General features: G+C 42.7%; 19 protein-coding genes and 1 tRNA gene. 7 read left to right on the top strand and 13 right to left on the bottom strand.

The window, feature by feature from the left end:
- Positions 1–7: 7 nt before the first annotated feature.
- A complete protein-coding gene (locus tag G576_RS0104095) occupies positions 8–1,510 on the top strand; it encodes an ATP-binding cassette domain-containing protein (protein WP_027973525.1) in 1,503 nt (500 codons plus the stop codon).
- Between the two features lie 13 nt (positions 1,511–1,523).
- Here the strand turns inward: G576_RS0104095 and G576_RS13520 are convergent, their stop codons facing one another.
- The 3 genes from G576_RS13520 to G576_RS13180 all read right to left on the bottom strand — a co-directional run bounded on the left by G576_RS13520 (position 1,524) and on the right by G576_RS13180 (position 3,764).
- Positions 1,524–1,694 carry a hypothetical protein gene (locus G576_RS13520; RefSeq protein ID WP_027973524.1) on the bottom strand — a complete coding sequence of 57 codons (171 nt, stop codon included), beginning with the start codon at positions 1,692–1,694 and terminating at the stop codon, positions 1,524–1,526.
- A 359-nt stretch (positions 1,695–2,053) separates the two neighbouring features.
- Positions 2,054–3,367, bottom strand: coding sequence for a GTPase ObgE (obgE, locus tag G576_RS0104085; protein WP_027973523.1), 1,314 nt, complete (start codon positions 3,365–3,367; stop codon positions 2,054–2,056).
- 268 nt (positions 3,368–3,635) lie between these two features.
- Entirely contained in the window at positions 3,636–3,764 is a 129-nt protein-coding gene (locus G576_RS13180; RefSeq protein ID WP_083959937.1) for a DUF4044 domain-containing protein, read from the bottom strand.
- A 141-nt stretch (positions 3,765–3,905) separates the two neighbouring features.
- Between G576_RS13180 and G576_RS0104075 the strand changes: the two genes are divergently transcribed.
- Complete coding sequence (locus G576_RS0104075; protein WP_027973522.1) at positions 3,906–5,156, top strand: aminopeptidase; 1,251 nt, start codon at positions 3,906–3,908, stop codon at positions 5,154–5,156.
- Between the two features lie 64 nt (positions 5,157–5,220).
- Here G576_RS0104075 and asnA read toward each other — a convergent pair whose 3' ends face one another.
- The 8 genes from asnA to G576_RS0104035 all read right to left on the bottom strand — a co-directional run bounded on the left by asnA (position 5,221) and on the right by G576_RS0104035 (position 11,040).
- Positions 5,221–6,213 (bottom strand): aspartate--ammonia ligase, encoded by a 993-nt coding sequence (gene asnA, locus G576_RS0104070; protein ID WP_027973521.1) that lies wholly within the window; start codon positions 6,211–6,213, stop codon positions 5,221–5,223.
- Positions 6,214–6,297: 84 nt separating this feature from the next.
- Entirely contained in the window at positions 6,298–7,362 is a 1,065-nt protein-coding gene (locus G576_RS0104065) for an MmcQ/YjbR family DNA-binding protein (protein WP_027973520.1), read from the bottom strand.
- Positions 7,346–7,543, bottom strand: coding sequence for a hypothetical protein (locus G576_RS0104060; protein WP_027973519.1), 198 nt, complete (start codon positions 7,541–7,543; stop codon positions 7,346–7,348). Before G576_RS0104060 ends, G576_RS0104065 begins: the two co-directional genes overlap by 17 nt.
- A gap of 41 nt (positions 7,544–7,584) precedes the next feature.
- Positions 7,585–7,656, bottom strand: a tRNA-Arg gene (locus G576_RS0104055).
- A 142-nt stretch (positions 7,657–7,798) separates the two neighbouring features.
- A complete protein-coding gene (rplS, locus tag G576_RS0104050; RefSeq protein ID WP_027973518.1) occupies positions 7,799–8,146 on the bottom strand; it encodes a 50S ribosomal protein L19 in 348 nt (115 codons plus the stop codon).
- Between the two features lie 308 nt (positions 8,147–8,454).
- Positions 8,455–9,003: a ribosome hibernation-promoting factor, HPF/YfiA family gene (hpf, locus tag G576_RS0104045; RefSeq protein WP_027973517.1), complete on the bottom strand. Its 549-nt coding sequence runs from the start codon at positions 9,001–9,003 to the stop codon at positions 8,455–8,457.
- A gap of 85 nt (positions 9,004–9,088) precedes the next feature.
- On the bottom strand, positions 9,089–9,751 hold the full coding sequence (locus tag G576_RS0104040; RefSeq protein ID WP_027973516.1) for a ComF family protein: 663 nt from the start codon (positions 9,749–9,751) through the stop codon (positions 9,089–9,091).
- Entirely contained in the window at positions 9,748–11,040 is a 1,293-nt protein-coding gene (locus tag G576_RS0104035; protein WP_027973515.1) for an ATP-dependent helicase ComFA, read from the bottom strand. Before G576_RS0104035 ends, G576_RS0104040 begins: the two co-directional genes overlap by 4 nt.
- Before the next feature lie 44 nt (positions 11,041–11,084).
- Here G576_RS0104035 and G576_RS0104030 point away from each other — a divergent pair, with 44 nt between their 5' ends.
- The 3 genes from G576_RS0104030 (at position 11,085) to cysK (ending at position 13,254) form a co-directional block, all read left to right on the top strand.
- Positions 11,085–11,714, top strand: a complete 630-nt coding sequence (locus G576_RS0104030) for a YigZ family protein (RefSeq protein WP_027973514.1) — start codon at positions 11,085–11,087, stop codon at positions 11,712–11,714.
- Between the two features lie 59 nt (positions 11,715–11,773).
- Positions 11,774–12,235 carry a GNAT family N-acetyltransferase gene (locus G576_RS0104025; RefSeq protein ID WP_027973513.1) on the top strand — a complete coding sequence of 154 codons (462 nt, stop codon included), beginning with the start codon at positions 11,774–11,776 and terminating at the stop codon, positions 12,233–12,235.
- A gap of 92 nt (positions 12,236–12,327) precedes the next feature.
- On the top strand, positions 12,328–13,254 hold the full coding sequence (gene cysK, locus G576_RS0104020; RefSeq protein WP_027973512.1) for a cysteine synthase A: 927 nt from the start codon (positions 12,328–12,330) through the stop codon (positions 13,252–13,254).
- A 52-nt stretch (positions 13,255–13,306) separates the two neighbouring features.
- Here cysK and G576_RS0104015 read toward each other — a convergent pair whose 3' ends face one another.
- Both G576_RS0104015 and G576_RS0104010 read right to left on the bottom strand, forming a co-directional pair.
- Positions 13,307–13,669 carry a S1 RNA-binding domain-containing protein gene (locus G576_RS0104015; protein ID WP_027973511.1) on the bottom strand — a complete coding sequence of 121 codons (363 nt, stop codon included), beginning with the start codon at positions 13,667–13,669 and terminating at the stop codon, positions 13,307–13,309.
- On the bottom strand, positions 13,669–15,069 hold the full coding sequence (locus tag G576_RS0104010) for a Cof-type HAD-IIB family hydrolase (protein WP_027973510.1): 1,401 nt from the start codon (positions 15,067–15,069) through the stop codon (positions 13,669–13,671). Before G576_RS0104010 ends, G576_RS0104015 begins: the two co-directional genes overlap by 1 nt.
- Before the next feature lie 146 nt (positions 15,070–15,215).
- Here G576_RS0104010 and G576_RS0104005 point away from each other — a divergent pair, with 146 nt between their 5' ends.
- Both G576_RS0104005 and G576_RS0104000 read left to right on the top strand, forming a co-directional pair.
- On the top strand, positions 15,216–16,082 hold the full coding sequence (locus G576_RS0104005) for an Rgg/GadR/MutR family transcriptional regulator (protein WP_027973509.1): 867 nt from the start codon (positions 15,216–15,218) through the stop codon (positions 16,080–16,082).
- Between the two features lie 76 nt (positions 16,083–16,158).
- Positions 16,159–17,352 (top strand): MFS transporter, encoded by a 1,194-nt coding sequence (locus G576_RS0104000; protein WP_027973508.1) that lies wholly within the window; start codon positions 16,159–16,161, stop codon positions 17,350–17,352.
- Positions 17,353–17,370: the final 18 nt, after the last annotated feature.

Raw genomic sequence — 17,370 nt, 5'->3', positions numbered from 1 at the left:
AAGCCCCATTTTACAACTGCAAAACCTAACCATAACTCATCAAAAAGACCTCTCTACGCTAATTGACCAGTTAAATCTCGTCATCAATCCTGGTGACAAATTAGCGATTATCGGAGAAGAGGGAACCGGTAAATCAACCCTAATGCAAGTGCTCTACCAGCCAGATTTAGTCACATCGTATGCCACTATTGAGGGACGGATTAGTAACCAGTTTAGGTTACCTGCTTATCTACCACAGAGCTTGCCTCAAGAAGACCTTGAGTTGACCGTAACGGATTTTCTTTACCAAGAAGCAGACTTTGATCGCCTTGACTTTAATCTCCTCTATCAATTAGCTGAAGATCTTGATTTTCCTTTGGCGGATTTTGAGGGAAAAAGGCAGAGCTTAAAAAGCCTATCTGGTGGCGAACGATTAAAACTCCAGCTGATTAGACTGCTCAGCTATGAGCCAGACCTCCTACTCCTTGACGAACCCTCAAATGATTTGGACTTGGAAACGCTCCAATGGCTCGAATCCTTTATCAGACGTAGTCAGAAAACCATCATCTTTATCTCACATGATGAGCAGTTTTTAGAAGCAACTGCGACAGCTATTTTACACCTAGAGCTCGTCAAAAAGCGCAGACAGGCCAAAGCAACTTTCCAACCAATAACCTACAATCACTATAAAATTTGGCGCCAGGAGACCTATGAGAAGCAATTACAGATGGCTAACAAGGAGAGGGAAGAACACGCCAATCGACTCGCGAGAATTCATCGCCTCCACCATAGCGTTGAACACCAATTAAGAAATGAAAAGAACAGTTCAGCCGGTAGGCTCCTAGCTAAAAAGTTTAAAAATATCAAATCTCAAGAAAAACGTTATGAAAAGGAGACAGCAAACTTCACTGAAATTCCTGACAATGATGATATCATCAACCTCTTCTTTTCCCATATCACACCACTACCTCCCAGAAAACGTTTAATTAACTGGGAAAACGAGGTGCTAGAAACAGGTCAAGTGATTGACCTCCACATTTTTGGCCAAGATAAACTGGTCTTTACTGGAAAAAACGGAATTGGTAAAACACTTCTGCTGAAGAAAATTCATGCTCATTTGTCTGCGCGAGCTGATGTCAAACTAGGCTACATGCCTCAGACCTATGAGGAAAGTATGACTCCTCAGATAACCGCACTAGCTTTTCTCAGCGAAGACTCAACTGAGCAAGAAGTTCGAAGTTTACTGGCCAGCCTTAAATTTACCCGAGAGGAAATCACACATCCTATCGGAAACTTATCGGGCGGACAAAAAGCCAAACTATTCTTTGCTAAAATGGTTCTCGAAAAAGCCAATGTTCTTCTCTTAGATGAGCCAACTCGAAATTTTTCACCAACTTCGCAACCTGAGATTAGAAAACTATTGCAAAACTTTCCAGGAGCCATCATCAGCGTGTCACACGATCGAAAATTCATCGAAGAAGTCACTGAGATAAACTATCACTTAACAGCAGATACTTTGGGACAACTATAAAAAGAGCAGGCCACTAGGCTTGCTCTTCTGTCTTTTCTTTGGCTAATTTTTCCCGTTCCAAGCGGAGTTTACGATTGGGGTTTAGGAGGGTAAAGAGTTCTTCTAATTTCTCCTTATTCCAAACATCTGCGGCTGAAACGAATTTTCCATCTTTATCTTTGAAAGATATTGGTTTATCACCCATGACTAAAATCCTTTCTATTACAGTAATCTATTGTATAGGATTTCTGAAATCAGGCTTCCGACCCCTGATTATCTCGTTTTTAGAATAAAAGACCTTGATACAGAATATCTCTAAACTATCAACTGCTATCGGACATCAGTACCACTGTCTGATGTCTAAGTGAGGGCTAAAAAGGTCCACTGGACCTGCCTCACTCCTTTGTTTCTAAGCTCGAGTTAAAACAGTCCATTGGACTAAGACACGGAAAAAATGACCGATTATACCATTTTTCTAAGGTTAGTAAGGCGTTTAGCCAAGTATCCTAGCAATTAATTGGCGCAGAGTGATGGCTATTTAATAGCAACATCATTCTTAGCAAGTTAATCAACAAACTCAAATTCAAAGTTTCCGATACGAACGATGTCGCCGTCTTTAGCGCCGCGTTCACGGAGTGCTTCGTCAACACCCATACCACGTAGCTGGCGGGCAAATTTCATGATAGACTCATCGCGTTCCATATTGGTCATGACAAAGAGACGCTCCAATTTTTCACCGTAAAGAACCCAAGCGGCATCGTCATCACGCGTAATTTCAAATGGACGTTCATCGTCATTGAAGCCGTAGTAAACTTCATCGTCCTGCATGTCTTCTTCAGTGTAAAGAAGAAATTCGTCCGTCTTGTCAAGCAAGTCTGCCGTAGCTTCCAAAAGATTATCCAAGCCTTGTTGAGCTAAGGATGAAATTGGGAAAATCATTGGCAGCTCGTCAAACTCATCATAATCTGCCGCCAATTTCTCCTTGAAAACCTTAAGATTTTCCTCTGCGTCTGGCATATCCATCTTGTTGGCAACAATAATCTGCGAACGCTCCATAAGACGAAGATTGTAGGTTTCAAGTTCGGTATTGATTTGCAGATAATCTTCGTAAGGGTCACGTCCTTCACTCGCTGACATATCAATAACATGCAAGATAACACGCGTACGCTCGATGTGACGCAAGAACTGAGTCCCCAGTCCAACGCCCTGACTAGCTCCTTCAATCAATCCTGGAAGGTCAGCCATAGCAAAGCTCTCACCAGACTTAGTACGCACCATACCAAGGTTTGGCACAATTGTCGTGAAATGATAAGCACCAATCTTTGGTTTGGCAGCTGATACTACACTAAGAATAGTTGATTTCCCCACAGATGGGAACCCAACGAGACCAACATCGGCTAAGATTTTAAGTTCTAATTCCAGTTGGCGCTCTTCACCTGGTTCACCATTTTCAGCGATTTCTGGAGCTGGATTCCGAGGTGTCGCAAAGCGAATATTGCCACGGCCACCGCGACCACCACGTGCAACCACAAATTCTTGTCCATTTTCAACTAAGTCAGTCAAAACTTTACCTGTCTCAGCATCACGAACAGTTGTTCCCTGAGGGACAGAGACAATCAAGTCCTTTGCACCTTTACCGTGCATTCCCTTGGTCATCCCCTTTTCTCCATCCTGCGCCTTGAACTTACGATTATAACGGAAATCCATAAGGGTACGAAGCCCCTCATCAACTTTAAAGATGACCGAGCCACCTTTACCACCGTCACCGCCCCAAGGGCCACCATCTGGCACATACTTTTCACGGCGGAACGCCACCATTCCATCACCACCACGACCAGCCTTCACGCTAATCTTAGCAGTATCCAAAAACATCGACATAACTTATGATACAGAGGGCGTCCAAATCCGACCGAAAGATAGAGAACCTAGACCATGTACTCGCACGCAAGATGGTTCATCTATTTCCGAAGATTGTGCCCGACTTCAGTTTGGCATAATACCTAACTGAAGCCCCCTCTTTCCTTTCTCTTTTAACTATGAAATAGCAATAATCAGATAATTCTTTATAAATCATTCAGATATTGACTATTATTACCTTCTATCTATAAAAAGCAGAGCTTTTGCCCTGCCACTTTTTTTATGAACCTTACATCAAGACATTGATGGCACTAAAGACCACGCCGCCAAGAGTAATCAAAATCATAAAGATGACTACAATTTGCACTAAAATTTCAAAAGGTGTTTTTTTACGATTTCCATTATCACCAAAAGCCATGATTATTCCTCTTTTTTTGCTTAATTCCCTACTATATTACCACGAACTATACCATTTCGCAAATAATAGGAAAGATTTTTTCATTGAGAAATTCATGTTAATATGATATATTAATAAACGACTTTTGAAAAGGAGAATCTTATGACATTACCAAATTTTGAAGAAAATTTAAAAAAATATGCTGATTTGCTGATTGTCAAAGGGCTTGGAGTGAAAAAAGGCCACACCATTACCATGACTGTGGACGTTGAACAATCTCAATTTGCTCGACTTTTGGTTCAATCAGCCTACGCTCACGGTGCTGCAGAAGTTGTTGTAGACTTTGTTGACGACCAAATCACTCGAGAAAAACTTCTACACGCTGATGAAGATCGCGTGACAACTGTCGCCGACTACGTGGTGGCTAAATCAAATTATTTCTTAGATAAAAAGGCTAGCCGCCTCTTCATCCGTTCATCAGATCCAAATGTCTTCGCTGGCGTCAATCAGGATCGTTTGTCAAAAGCACAGCAGGCAACCTCACTAGCACTTGCTAAACAGCGCGAAGCGACTCAAGCTAACAAAGTGAGCTGGAACCTTGCTGCCGCTGCTGGAAAAGAATGGGCTGCTCTTGTGTTCCCAGACCTAGCTACCGAAGAAGAACAAGTTGATGCACTATGGGACACTATTTTTAAAATGAACCGTGTCTACGAAGAAGACCCAATTAAGGCATGGGACCAACATCAGGCAAACTTAGTGGCAAAGGCCGAACTGCTCAACAAGTACCAATTTGATGCCCTGCATTACACAGCTCCAGGAACTGATCTTACGCTCGGCATGCCAAAAAATCACCTTTGGGAAGCTGCTGGTTCAGTCAATGCACAAGGCGAGGAATTTATCGCTAACATGCCAACAGAGGAAGTTTTCACCGCACCAGATTTTCGCCGTGCCGATGGTTACGTGTCATCAACAAAACCCCTTAGCTACGCTGGCACAGTTATCGAAGGCATGACATTCACTTTCAAAGACGGTCAAATTACCAATGTGACCGCTGAAAAAGGTGAAGAAACGATTAAAAAATTGGTAGAAGAAAGCAAGGGGGCACGCGCCCTAGGTGAAGTGGCACTAGTTCCACACAAAACGCCAATTTCACTATCAGGCCTGACTTTCTTTAACACCCTCTTTGACGAAAACGCCTCAAACCACCTGGCCATCGGACAAGCCTACGCTTTCTCAATCAAAGGTGGAACAGAAATGTCCCAAGAAGAACTTGAAGCTGCCGGTCTCAACCGTTCTACAGCTCACGTTGATTTCATGATTGGTTCTGAACACATGGATGTTGACGGCATCACCGCTGACGGTCAAATCGTTCCAATCTTCCGTGGTGGAGAATGGGCAGATTCTTTCAAATAATCAAGTAAACGCTAGCCTGCGCTAGCGTTTTTTGTCAATCAAAAAATCAGCCTCTCGGCTGATTTTATAGAATATTTTCATAATTTTCTCGAACATCCTGTGGCCAAACGCTGGACTGTACTTCACCAATGTGGCTTTTACGAAGTAAAAACATAACTAGACGTGATTGACCAATACCACCACCGATGGTCAGAGGGAAAAGTCCGTTTAGAAGAGCTTTATGCCACTCAAGTTCCAAGCGATCCTCATCGCCAGTGATTTTCACCTGACGCTTCAAAGCATCTTCATCGACACGGATTCCCATAGAAGATAGTTCGAAAGCTGTTCCAAGTTGGTCGTTCCAAACAAGGATATCACCATTGAGGCCTTTATAACCACGCTCAGAATGACTTGTCCAGTCATCGTAGTCAGGTGCTCGACCATCGTGGGGTTTCCCATCTGGTAAGATACCTCCGATTCCAATTAAGAAAACAGAGCCATATTCTTTACAGATAGCATTCTCTCTCTCTTTTGGCGTTAAATCTGGGTAGCGCTCCACCAATTCTTCCGTATGAATAAAAGTGATTTGTTTCGGTAGAATAGAATCAATATCATATCGAGCTTCTACCGCTAGCTCAGTTAGGCGAATGGCCTTATAGACCTTCTCTACCGTCTTTTTTAAGTAAGCAATATTGCGTTGCCCATCAGGAATAACTTTTTCCCAGTCCCACTGATCTACATAAACAGAGTGCGTAGGATCAAGGGAATCTTCGTCCGGACGCAGGGCTTTCATGTGTACAAATAACCCTTCTCCTTCATTAAAACCAAAACGTGCCAAAGTGTGACGTTTCCATTTCGCAAGGGAATGCACCACTTCAAAGGTATGCTCAGGAATGAGTTTGACCTTAACAGATACCGGGTTTTCAACTCCAGATAGATTATCCTGCATACCATCACCAACTTGGCTTAAAATAGGTCCCTGTACCTCAACAATTTCAAGCTTATCTTTCAAATATTGGGTAAAGGTGTTTTTAACAAAGGAAATTTCTTCCTGCTGATGGATAAAACTCTTTTTCATCTGAATACCCCGCTTCTTTTTATAAAATAATGGGACTATTATACCCTCTTTCTGTTAAAAAAAAAAGACCTTATTGTATTTTTTTTACAAAATAAGTTTTTTTTCAATGTAGGAAATAGCTGACGCTGTCAAACGACGTGGACCACGGATATTTGTGACACCAAGTTCACCAAGACGGTCTCGTGATAATTCTGAGTCACTGAGCTGCTTCAACAGCTGTACCTTCATCATGTTTTCTCCTCTATCCACCACATCAACTTCTGTCACTCGACAAATGTAACGCACCGCTTTGGTCGGAGCCGTGATATAAATTAATAGGAGATCACCCTTCTTAATGGACTTTTTCTTCGGCCAGAGCACCTGAGGACTAGCCGCAAAGTCTTTGTCAATATCGTAATTTTTCATATTGGCAGGGAGAATCCAATAATCTGGTCCATCTGGATTAGAAACCGTTTTTGGGGCCACCAATTGACGACTTGTTCTTACCAATTCAAAAAGTTCTTCATCTGACAATCTACCGTCAAGAACAATGGTCAACCAAGATTTCTTAGACATGTGATAGGCTGGATAAATGGAAGGTTTTGCAAGGAGATTAGGCATATCATTGGGATTCACCTTAATATTGATTACTTCCACAATTTCCTTTAACTGATCAATTGACCACTTTTCATTATTTAGCTGCAATTTTGAGCGCTCAACAGCCCCTACTAGACCGTACCATTTCTGATTATCAGGGTGGCGAAAGGCCGTAAAATTAGGAAATTTACTAAAGGGATTATCTGTCTGATCACCATAGGTTAGGGTCAAATAACGAGCAAGACGATTGGTTTGCTCTTGAATAAAGGGCTGAGCTTCAAAACAAGACTCTGCTATTCTGTTTAAGACCTCAAGGTAAGCTTCTCGAACCTGACCGATAAAGGAGCCTGATGCCCCTTTAATGCGTAGAGCCAAATACTCCTCCTCCAGGTCCAAATCAAGTACACGGCCTGATACCTGCCCTGCTTTTGATACCAAAATCTGAGCCTTAAAGGCTCCATCCAAGAAAGCTTCGCTGTATCGGTAATTTTCCCCATCAAAAGTAAAACCGTAGGAAGGCAGGCGCTCAAAAAGAACCTGCTTCTGGGCAAAGACCCTATCTTCTAAAGTCAACCAAATCACCTCCTGATACAAGAAAAGAGAGCGGGATAACGATCAGTAAATCGGCATTTTTACCGATTTCGATTTTGCCGCCCACCTCCGAACAGTTGATTAGGAAGGTCATTATCCATTGTGTAGCAAGAGATGAGATTTTCCTATCAACCACTTCGCCAAAGTGTCTATCTGCAATCATGTTAAAAGGCTAGGACTTTTGTCTCAGCCTTTTCAATCTTTTGCCCCCTGCAGGAATCGAACCTGCAACTAATTCTTAGGAGGAATTTGTTATATCCATTTAACTAAGAGAGCTAGTAAAAAATCTGCCAAAGGCAGATTTCAAAATCAGTGCTATATTCTCGAAGAAAACGAGCTGAGGCTAGGCAGGAAAACATAGATGTTTGAAATACATCATGGCGAATGTTATGCTGTATCAGCCCATCTAACGAGACTATTAGCGACGGATCTCTTTGATACGTGCTGCCTTACCTTGAAGAGCACGCAAGTAGTAAAGTTTCGCACGACGGACTTTACCGTAACGTACGACTTCAATTTTGTCAACACGCGGTGTGTGGAGTGGGAACGTACGCTCTACCCCGATACCACTAGAGATTTTACGAACTGTGTACATTTCTGAAATCCCTTGACCTTTACGTGAGATAACAACACCCTCAAAGATCTGGATACGTTCGCGGTTTCCTTCGACAACTTTCGCGTGAACGCGGACAGTGTCACCAGGACGGAATGATGGGATATCAGTACGAAGTTGACCTTCAGTCAAGCTTTGAATTAATGGATTCATTTATTTTTCTCCTATCTTACTAATCTTAAGAGCAGTCTATCGTCCCAGCGGATTAGCCGTAATTTTCGTGTGTCCATTACACACTCTTAATATTTTAGCAAAAAGAGCTGACGCTGGCAAGTCAAAAGTCAGGGAAATTTGATTGAAAGCTACTGCCTTTGTGAGAAAAAATCAAGTCGCCGCCTAGCATTGTTCTCTGTTTCCAATATACCTATTTTCCGCCCTTGCAAGGACAATTCTACTTTATTTCTGGTTATCCCTCTGCATAAGAAAACGAAGGCTGAACCAAGCCAGCCTTCACCATTTGCCTATTTTGCTTCGATAAGCCCCAACTCACCGTCTTCACGGCGGTAGAGAACATTAGTCACGTTATCTTCAGCATCAGTATAGATAAAGAAATCGTGTCCCAAAAGATCCATCTGAAGCAGAGCTTCTTCCAAATCCATTGGTTTTAAGTCAACATGTTTGGTACGAACCACCGTAACTGCAGGTGCTTCTTCGATTGATTCAGCTTCAAATTCGCTGGTGAAAACTTGACCTGTCGCAACTTTTTCACGGTGTTTTTTAGCAATTTTTGTCTTGTTTCGACGGATTTGACGTTCAATTTTATCTGCAACAAGGTCGATAGAACCATACATATCTTGTGACACGTCTTCAGCACGAAGAGTTACAGAACCAATCGGAATCGTCACTTCAACTTTTGCAGTCTTTTCACGATATACTTTTAAATTGACACGTGCATTGAGCTCTTGGTCTTCATGGAAGTATTTCTCAATCTTACTGATCTTATTTTCTACATAATCACGGATAGCGTCGGTTACTTCAATATTTTCACCACGGATACTAAATCTAATCATAGAGATACCTCTTTTCTCGCTTTTTTAAAAGCGCTTTCTTATTACACTTTTATTATACCCTTTTTAAGCAAAATTGCAAGACTTTTTAACGAGCCAGTGAAAATGTTTTAATTTCTTTCACACCTTTTTCATAAAAGACCTGAGCAGCCATTTGCAAAGTTGCTCCAGTTGTATAAATGTCGTCTACCAGAAGAATGTTATCAGGCAGACCTTTATCAAATCTTAAAGTAAAGTGGTTTTGCGACTTCAAACGCTCCTCTCGTGTTTTTTCCGACTGTTTTTGACTTTCTGATTTTGTCAATAAAGATTTGTATTTAATGCCAGCCGCCTCTAAAAATCCCGTCACTTGATTAAAACCTCGCTCCTCTTCTCTATTCTCACTCAAAGGAATCGGCACTATCGTATAGTCTTTGTAGGATTTTAATGCCTCTTTAATGTCCGCTATGAAAACTTTTCTCAGTAAATAATCCCCTTGAAATTTATAGCGACTAAAATAATCTTTCATGGCTTCATTATAACGGAAAATCGCTTGATGACTGACCATCTTGTCTTGATTTTGCCAGTAAAGACAGTCTTGGCAGACCTGATTGTCACCAACTTTATAGCAGGAGGGGCAGTGAAGCTCGGCTATTTTTTCAAAAGTGGCTAAGCAAGCAGAACACATCTGATTACTTGAGGGAGCAATGGTAAAAAGCTGATGAAAGGCTGGGGCCTTGCTGTTTTCAACCGCGCAAAGTAAACAAGTCATGCAAAGCCTCCTTTTTTATTCATAGCATGAATTTCTGCAATTGCTTTTGTCATATCACGACTAATCCCATCGTGGAAAAAGATAAGCTCACCAGTCGGTCTCTCCATAGCTCGACCCACGCGCCCACCGATTTGTACCAAAGAGGACCGCGTGTAGAGTTTGTGATTGCTCCAGAGAACAAAAACGTCCACACAGGGAAAGGTCACCCCCCGCTCCAAGATAGTCGTTGATACCAAGATGCTCAGCTTTTTATCCCGAAAATCCTGAACCAAGTCCAGACGATTTTCCGTGGTTGAAGCAACAAAACCGATTTGCTCCGTCGGAAAATGCTGAGCTAAAATCTGGCTAAATTTCCGCCCAATCTCAATGTGCGGAAAAAATATCAGGAGAGGATATCCTGTTTCTCGCTGTTTCCTGAGACAGGTGATTAACTTACTTGGAAGCTTACCTTTCTGCAAATTTGCCAAAAGTTTTCCCAACCAAACCATCTTGGGTACCACCAAAGGATTAGCATGGAAGCGTCGGGCTAAATCAAGTTTTTTGAGTTGTCCCTGACGCACCTCTTTGTCTAGAGTATCGGTAGATGTGGCCGTCAAAAAAACTTTGACACCGTCTGTTTTCAGGGCTTGATTAAGACCGTGATAAAGCATTGCATTATCCACAAAAGGAAAGGCATCCACCTCATCAATAATCAGCAGGTCAAAAGCATGGTGGAATTTCAAAAGCTGATGGGTGGTCGCGATAATCAGAGGCGCTCGAAAATAGGGCTGACTCTCCCCGTGTAAAAGGGCGATGGGACAGGAAAAATCACGAGTCAGGCGCTTATACAGCTCTAAACAGACGTCAATCCGGGGACTAGCAAGACAGACTTGCCCTCCTTGTGACAAGACATCAGCTACCGTCTGATAAATCATCTCTGTCTTTCCGGCTCCTGTCACAGCATGAATGAGGATATTCTCCCTGTTCCTCACAGCTTGGCGCATGCCATCAGACACTTCCTTTTGATAAGTTGTCAACTGTCCTTGCCAGGTCAAATAATTTTCTTTTGGAAAAGGTTGAACCGGGAAATAATAAAGTGGGGCGCTCTGCCTATTTCTCCCTAAAATCAGACATTCTCGGCAATAAAAATCGCCTTTAGGCAGACACCAATCTTCTAAAATCTGACTGCCGCAACGATTACACATCAGTTTACCTTTTCTCTCTGTCATGGCTGGCATAGTCTTGGCACCACTTTTTTCTGTTGTGGTCAACTGACTAGACACAAACAACCGTCCATAAAAATCTTCCATACCTGACTATTCGGATTTGGCTGAAAATATGGTAAAATTCTGATATGAAAAACTACAAAACCATTGCCGCGAACGGTATCGTCGAAGAAGACATCAAAAAATCTCGCTTCATCTGCCATCTCAAACGTGTTGAGACCGAGGAAGAAGCTCGCAATTATATCGCACAGATTAAGAAAGAGCACTACAAGGCTAATCATTCCTGTTCTGCCATGATTATTGGTGAAGACGGGCAAGTCAAACGTTCCTCAGACGATGGTGAGCCTTCTGGTACGGCTGGTATTCCCATGCTGACCGTTTTAGAAAAAAGGGAGCTAACCAATGTCGTTGCCGTTGTTACTCGCTACTTTGGCGGGATTAAACTGGGAGCAGGAGGTCTGATTCGAGCTTACGCTGGCTCAGTTGCTCATGCTCTAGATGAGATTGGCACCGTTGAAATTAAGGAATTAAACGGGATCCAAATCCAGCTCAGCTATTCCCAATACCAGACCTTTGCTAACTTTTTAGAAGATAAGCAACTTCAGGAATTTGACACACAATTTGGAACTGAGGTCATCACTCATGTCTATGTGGATAAGGACAAGGTTGAGACGACCATCGCTGATTTGACTGAGTTTTACGCTGGCAAGGTCGCCTGTCAAAAATCAGGTAAGCAAGTGGTGGAAGTCCCTCTATAAGTGCTTGTTTAAAGCTATTTTTGGGGGTAAGATGGATAAATACAATTTTAGGAGGCACTATGGAGATTATTCCTTATCATTCCACGTATCAGGACCAACTCATTCAGTTGATTTTAGGCATCCAGCAAAAGGAATTTGCAATCGCTATTACCTTGGAAGAACAGCCCGACCTGCTCCATATTGCAGAGCACTATGCTGGATTTTGGCTAGCAGTCAAGGATGGTCAGATACTTGGTTGTATCGGTCTCATTGCTTTGGAAAATGGCAAAGCTGCTCTCAAGAAAATGTTTGTCAGAGAAGACTACCGTAAACATGGTTTGGGGCGCCTCTTAGTTAATCAGCTAGTGACTGCTTGTGAACAAAAAGGTTTCAGGGAAATTTTCCTTGGAACCACACAAGTCTTTGTCTCTGCCCAGCATTTTTACCAAAACTACGGCTTTGAAAAAATCAACAAGATTGACCTCCCAGATGATTTTCCCTTGCTTGAGGTTGACGATACCTTCTATCGTTTTCGCATGTGATAAAAAATCTCTATCATGATTATAAAAAATCAGTATTTTACAGCGCCAGCTTTTCCCCTTATACTAGAAAGCAGAAAAGCGAGGTACTCTTTATGACTAAGATTTACAATAACATTACTGAATTGGTCGGGCAAACGCCTATCGTCAAGCTTAATAATATCGTGCCCGAGGGGGCGGCTGAGGTTTATGTCAAACTGGAAGCTTTTAACCCAGGTTCTTCGGTCAAAGACCGTATCGCTCTGGCTATGATTGAGCAGGCAGAAAAAGATGGCAAAATCAAAGCTGGGGACACCATTGTTGAGCCAACTTCTGGTAATACAGGGATTGGTCTGGCTTGGGTCGGTGCTGCCAAAGGCTACAAAGTTGTTATTGTCATGCCTGACACCATGTCTATCGAGCGTCGTAAGATTATTCAAGCCTACGGGGCGGAGCTTGTTCTGACCCCAGGTAGCGAAGGTATGAAAGGTGCTATCGCTAAAGCGCATGAAATCGCTGAAGAGCGAAATGGATTTGTGCCACTGCAATTTTCTAACCCTGCAAACCCTGCAATTCACGAAAGCACAACAGGACGTGAAATCCTCGAAGCGTTTGGTAATGAGGGGCTTGATGCCTTCATATCAGGGGTAGGAACTGGTGGAACCGTCTCTGGTGTGTCTCACACCCTCAAAGCAGTCAATCCTCATGTTCAAGTATTTGCTGTTGAGGCTGATGAATCTGCTGTGCTTTCAGGCGAGAAACCAGGCCCACATAAAATTCAAGGTATCTCAGCTGGATTTGTTCCAGATACGCTTGACACAGCAGCCTATGACGGTATTATTCGTGTAACTTCTGAAAATGCCTTAGCAACTGGACGAGCAATTGGTGCTAAAGAAGGCTTCCTCGTAGGCATTTCTTCAGGCGCAGCCATCTATGCCGCTATTGAAAAAGCCAAAGAACTAGGCGCTGGTAAAAAGGTACTAGCCATCCTTCCTGACAACGGAGAACGATACCTATCAACAGCCTTATACGACCTAGACTAAATGAATGTATCAGAAAATGACTTCAAGTTTTATGCTTGAAGTCATTTTTGAATTATTTTTCTCTTTCCCGTAAAAAGGTCAAGCTCTCATCAATCCATTCTGGTAGGTTTTCCGCTAGCGGTTTGAATCCAATTCTCAGTCGACTATTTGAAAAACGGTGACGTTGGGGAAAGTGGTGTTTTTCCTCTTCAAGACTGCGCATAGATAGGGAAGCTTTACCACTAAACTCATCGTAATCAATGACCTGAACCTGCACACGTTCACCTATTTTAAAGACATTATAAACACTATCCACATACCCTGTCTTGATTTCTGAGATGTGAATTAGTCCTTTAATACCATTATCCAAATCTACAAAGGCACCATAAGGTTTTAAACCTGAAACCGTACCTTCGTATTTTTGCCCAATTTTCATTAGTCCACAACCTCGATGGTCTCGATAACCACGTCTTCTTTTGGCTTGTCTGAATAATCTGTCTCAACTGCTGCGATAGCGTCAAGTACGGCATAAGAGGCATCATCCACGAGCTGTCCAAAGACCGTGTGACGACGATCAAGGTGCGGTGTCCCTCCTTTTTCCGCATAGACTTCAGCAATAGGCTCTGGCCAGCCTCCACGGGCAATTTCTTTCTTGCTATAAGGTAAGTTTTGGTTCTGGACGATGAAGAACTGGCTGCCGTTGGTATTAGGCCCAGCATTTGCCATGGACAAAGCTCCGCGAATATTATAAAGTTCCTCCGAAAATTCGTCTTGGAAGCTACCGCCATAAACAGATTCTCCGCCCATACCAGTACCAGTTGGGTCGCCACCCTGAATCATGAAATCTTTGATGATTCGGTGGAAAATAATACCGTCATAGTAACCAGATGTCGCCAAGTCTACAAAGTTTTTAACGGTCAGGGGTGCTTGTTCTGGAAAAAGTTTGATGACCAAATCACCGTGATTTGTCTTGATTGTTGCAACTGGACCTTGAGTATTTTCCAAGTCAAGTTGTGGGAAGTTGAGTTCTTTTTCTACCATTCCTAATTTCTCCAAGGCATTGAAAATGCCATTTTCTTCTACTGTGTCTGTAATATAATCTGCTTTTTCTTTCAGTTCTGAGACTGCATTTCCCATGGCAATTTTGAGGCCAACGTAGTCAAAAATTTCCATATCATTTGGCCCATCACCAAACATCATGGCGTTAGCTGGTACTAATCTTTCTTTCTCGAGAACTTTTGCAAGGCCAGAAGCTTTCGAGGTTTCTAGGTCTACCACGTCTGATGAGTGCTCATGCCAAATAACTGGGCGAACATGCTCTGCCAAATCATCTGGCAAGACCAGCTCTGCATTGTTTTTGGCAAAAGTCCACATGTGATAAACATCATGCGTCAAATGAAAATCTGGTGCCACATCGCAGACGCCATAAACGGGTACCATCGCCTCATCAATGAGCTGGCTACGTTCTGAAACTACGGGCTTGTCCTTGCCTGCAAATCCGTAGGCAATCCCAATTTCACGACACCAATCCACAAAACGTGACGTGACTTCTTTTGACAAAGGTTGACTAAAGATTTCTTGGCCCTTGCCATTCAGCACATAGGAACCATTGATCGTGACAAAGTAATCAGGCTTCAGCTCACGAATTTCAGGAACAACACCGTATATACCTCGTCCAGTCGCAATCCCAGTCAGAATGCCCTTCTTTTTAAGTCCATCAAAAACAGCCTTGATACTTTCTGGCATATAACCCGTGTCTTTGACACGTAATGTGTCATCAATATCAAAAAAAATGGCCTTAATCTTTTTAGCCTTGTATTTTATTTTTGCGTCCATTTTGCTCACTTTCAAAAAAACAGATTTGAAACTATTATAGCATATTTCAGTTTGGAATGGTGACAGGAGAGCGACATTTTCACCAGATACAGTTCTCGTATATGGGAAATATTTCTCTCAGGTGCTACCTATGCTATAATCTTCTTATGAATCCTAAAGAACTTGGTCAAACCTTTAAAGAATTGCGAAATAATCGCCATATTCCTCTCAAGCAAGTCGCCGATCATCGCGTCTCCCTATCCCAGTTATCTCGCTTTGAACGGGGCGAATCTGAACTATCTGTTTCTAAATTTTTGGCAGCCTTGGAAAATATCCATGTTGAAGTCAAGGAATTTATGGATGCCCTCTCTGGCTACCAGCACTCGGACCAGATTCGTTTTATGAGCCAACTGATTGACTTGGAATATCGCCGGAATATTGAGGGCTTTCGTCAGATGCAGACTGCAGAAATGGAGAAATTCAGAGAGCATCCTGACCGCCAACGGCACCAACTCAACAGCATTTTATTGCACGGTTTTATTTGCAAATGCGATGACTCCATCCCCTTCCCAAAAGAAAATTTGGACCTGGTAACCGACTACCTTTTTGCTACGGAAAATTGGAACATCTATGAGTTAGTTCTAATCGGCAATCTCTATCTCTTCATCGATATTCCCCTCCTACATCTGATGGGACAAGAAATTCTAAAACGCAGGCACTTCTACAAAGAAATCGCCACCCATCGTCACCTAGTCCTCATGACCATGCTCAATATCTGGGAAACCTGCCTGCACCGTGATGCCCTTGACATCGCCAACTTTTACCAGCAAGAAGTCCAAAAACTGATTAAAAACGAGACGAAACTCTATGAAAAGACCATTTTTCTCTTTCTCAAGGGCCTGCAAGCCTACAAATCTGGTCAAGTTTTAGACGGCATTGAAGATATGAAGAATGCCATCCAAATCTGCGAATGGCTCGATTCTCCCCATATTGCCCAAAATTTCAAGACTGATTTTGAAAAATTTGTAAAATAAAGGCATATCTGCAAAATTTTTCCGACCTCCAAGATGCTAGTGTAGACTGAGAAGCACAAAGTTTTTGGAGGTTTTTATGAAGAAAAATGAGCTCAAATTACTAGCTAGCCGAGCGGTCAATAAAATCGGTAATGTCGTCTATGATTATGGAAATAGCAGCTGGATTGTCAGTCTTGGCCCCATTGCCCAACGCTACCTTGGCTACTATCAACTGGCTGAAAATCTGATTTCCTTGTTTTTGAATCCTATTGGCGGAGCGGTTGCTGACCGTTTCAAGCGAAGAAAGATTCTGCTGATAACAGACTTCGTGGGTGGTCTCATGTGCCTGCTTCTGGCCTTGATTGGAACGGACCACATCATGCTTTATGGCCTCATCAGTGTCAATGCTATTCTGGCCATTTCCCATGCCTTTTCTGGAACCTCTTTTCGCTCCTATGTGGTGACCTTGGTCGAAAAAGACCGTCTGGTTGATTTCAATGCCAAGCTGGAAGTCATCTCCCAAATCATCAGCATTTCCTCTCCCCTTCTTGCCTTTCTTTTTGTGAACCGTTTTGGTCTCAAACCGACCCTGCTCCTGGATAGCCTGACCTTCTTTCTCTCTTTTGCCCTTCTCTTTTCCATTCGACATAAAGAAAAACATGTGGAAGAACCCAGGGAAGCGGCCAGTGTCGGGGCTATTTTGAGAGATATTCGGGAAGGCCTCTTGTTCATCTTTCATGAGAAAGAAGTCTTTTTCTTGTTGGTTGTAGCAGCCCTTGTCAACTTCTTTATCGCAGCCTACAATTACTTAGTTCCCTTTAGCAATCACTTGTTTTCCGATAGCAGTAGCTATGCCACCCTCCTGTCCATGGGGGCTGTGGGTTCGATTTTAGGGGCTCTGCTTGCCAAGAAGCTCTTCCAAAATTCTCATACCAATCTCCTCCTCTCGCTGGCTTTGAGCGGAATGGGTCTGGCCCTCATAACACCACTAGCCATGTTTGGCTTACCAGCGGTCATCATCTCATCAGGCAATCTGATTTTTGAGTTTTTCCTGACCATTTTTAATATCCATTTCTTTTCCATGGTGCAAAAAAAGGTTCCCAATGAACTTTTGGGTCGGGTTTTCAGTTCCATTTTCACAGTGGCAGTCATCTTTATGCCCTTGGCCACAAGTCTGATGACGGCCCTGCCTTTCTCCATCCATATTCTAACATTTGCCGTCCTTGGTTTGGCCATACTCCTGATGTCCGGTCTGGCCTTCCTCTATAGCCGTTTGAACTTAAACGAATAAAAGCTTGCAAGTCGCAAG

Source organism: Streptococcus porci DSM 23759 (assembly GCF_000423765.1).
Lineage (GTDB): Bacteria > Bacillota > Bacilli > Lactobacillales > Streptococcaceae > Streptococcus > Streptococcus porci.
This window is presented reverse-complemented; position numbering and strand designations above follow the sequence as displayed.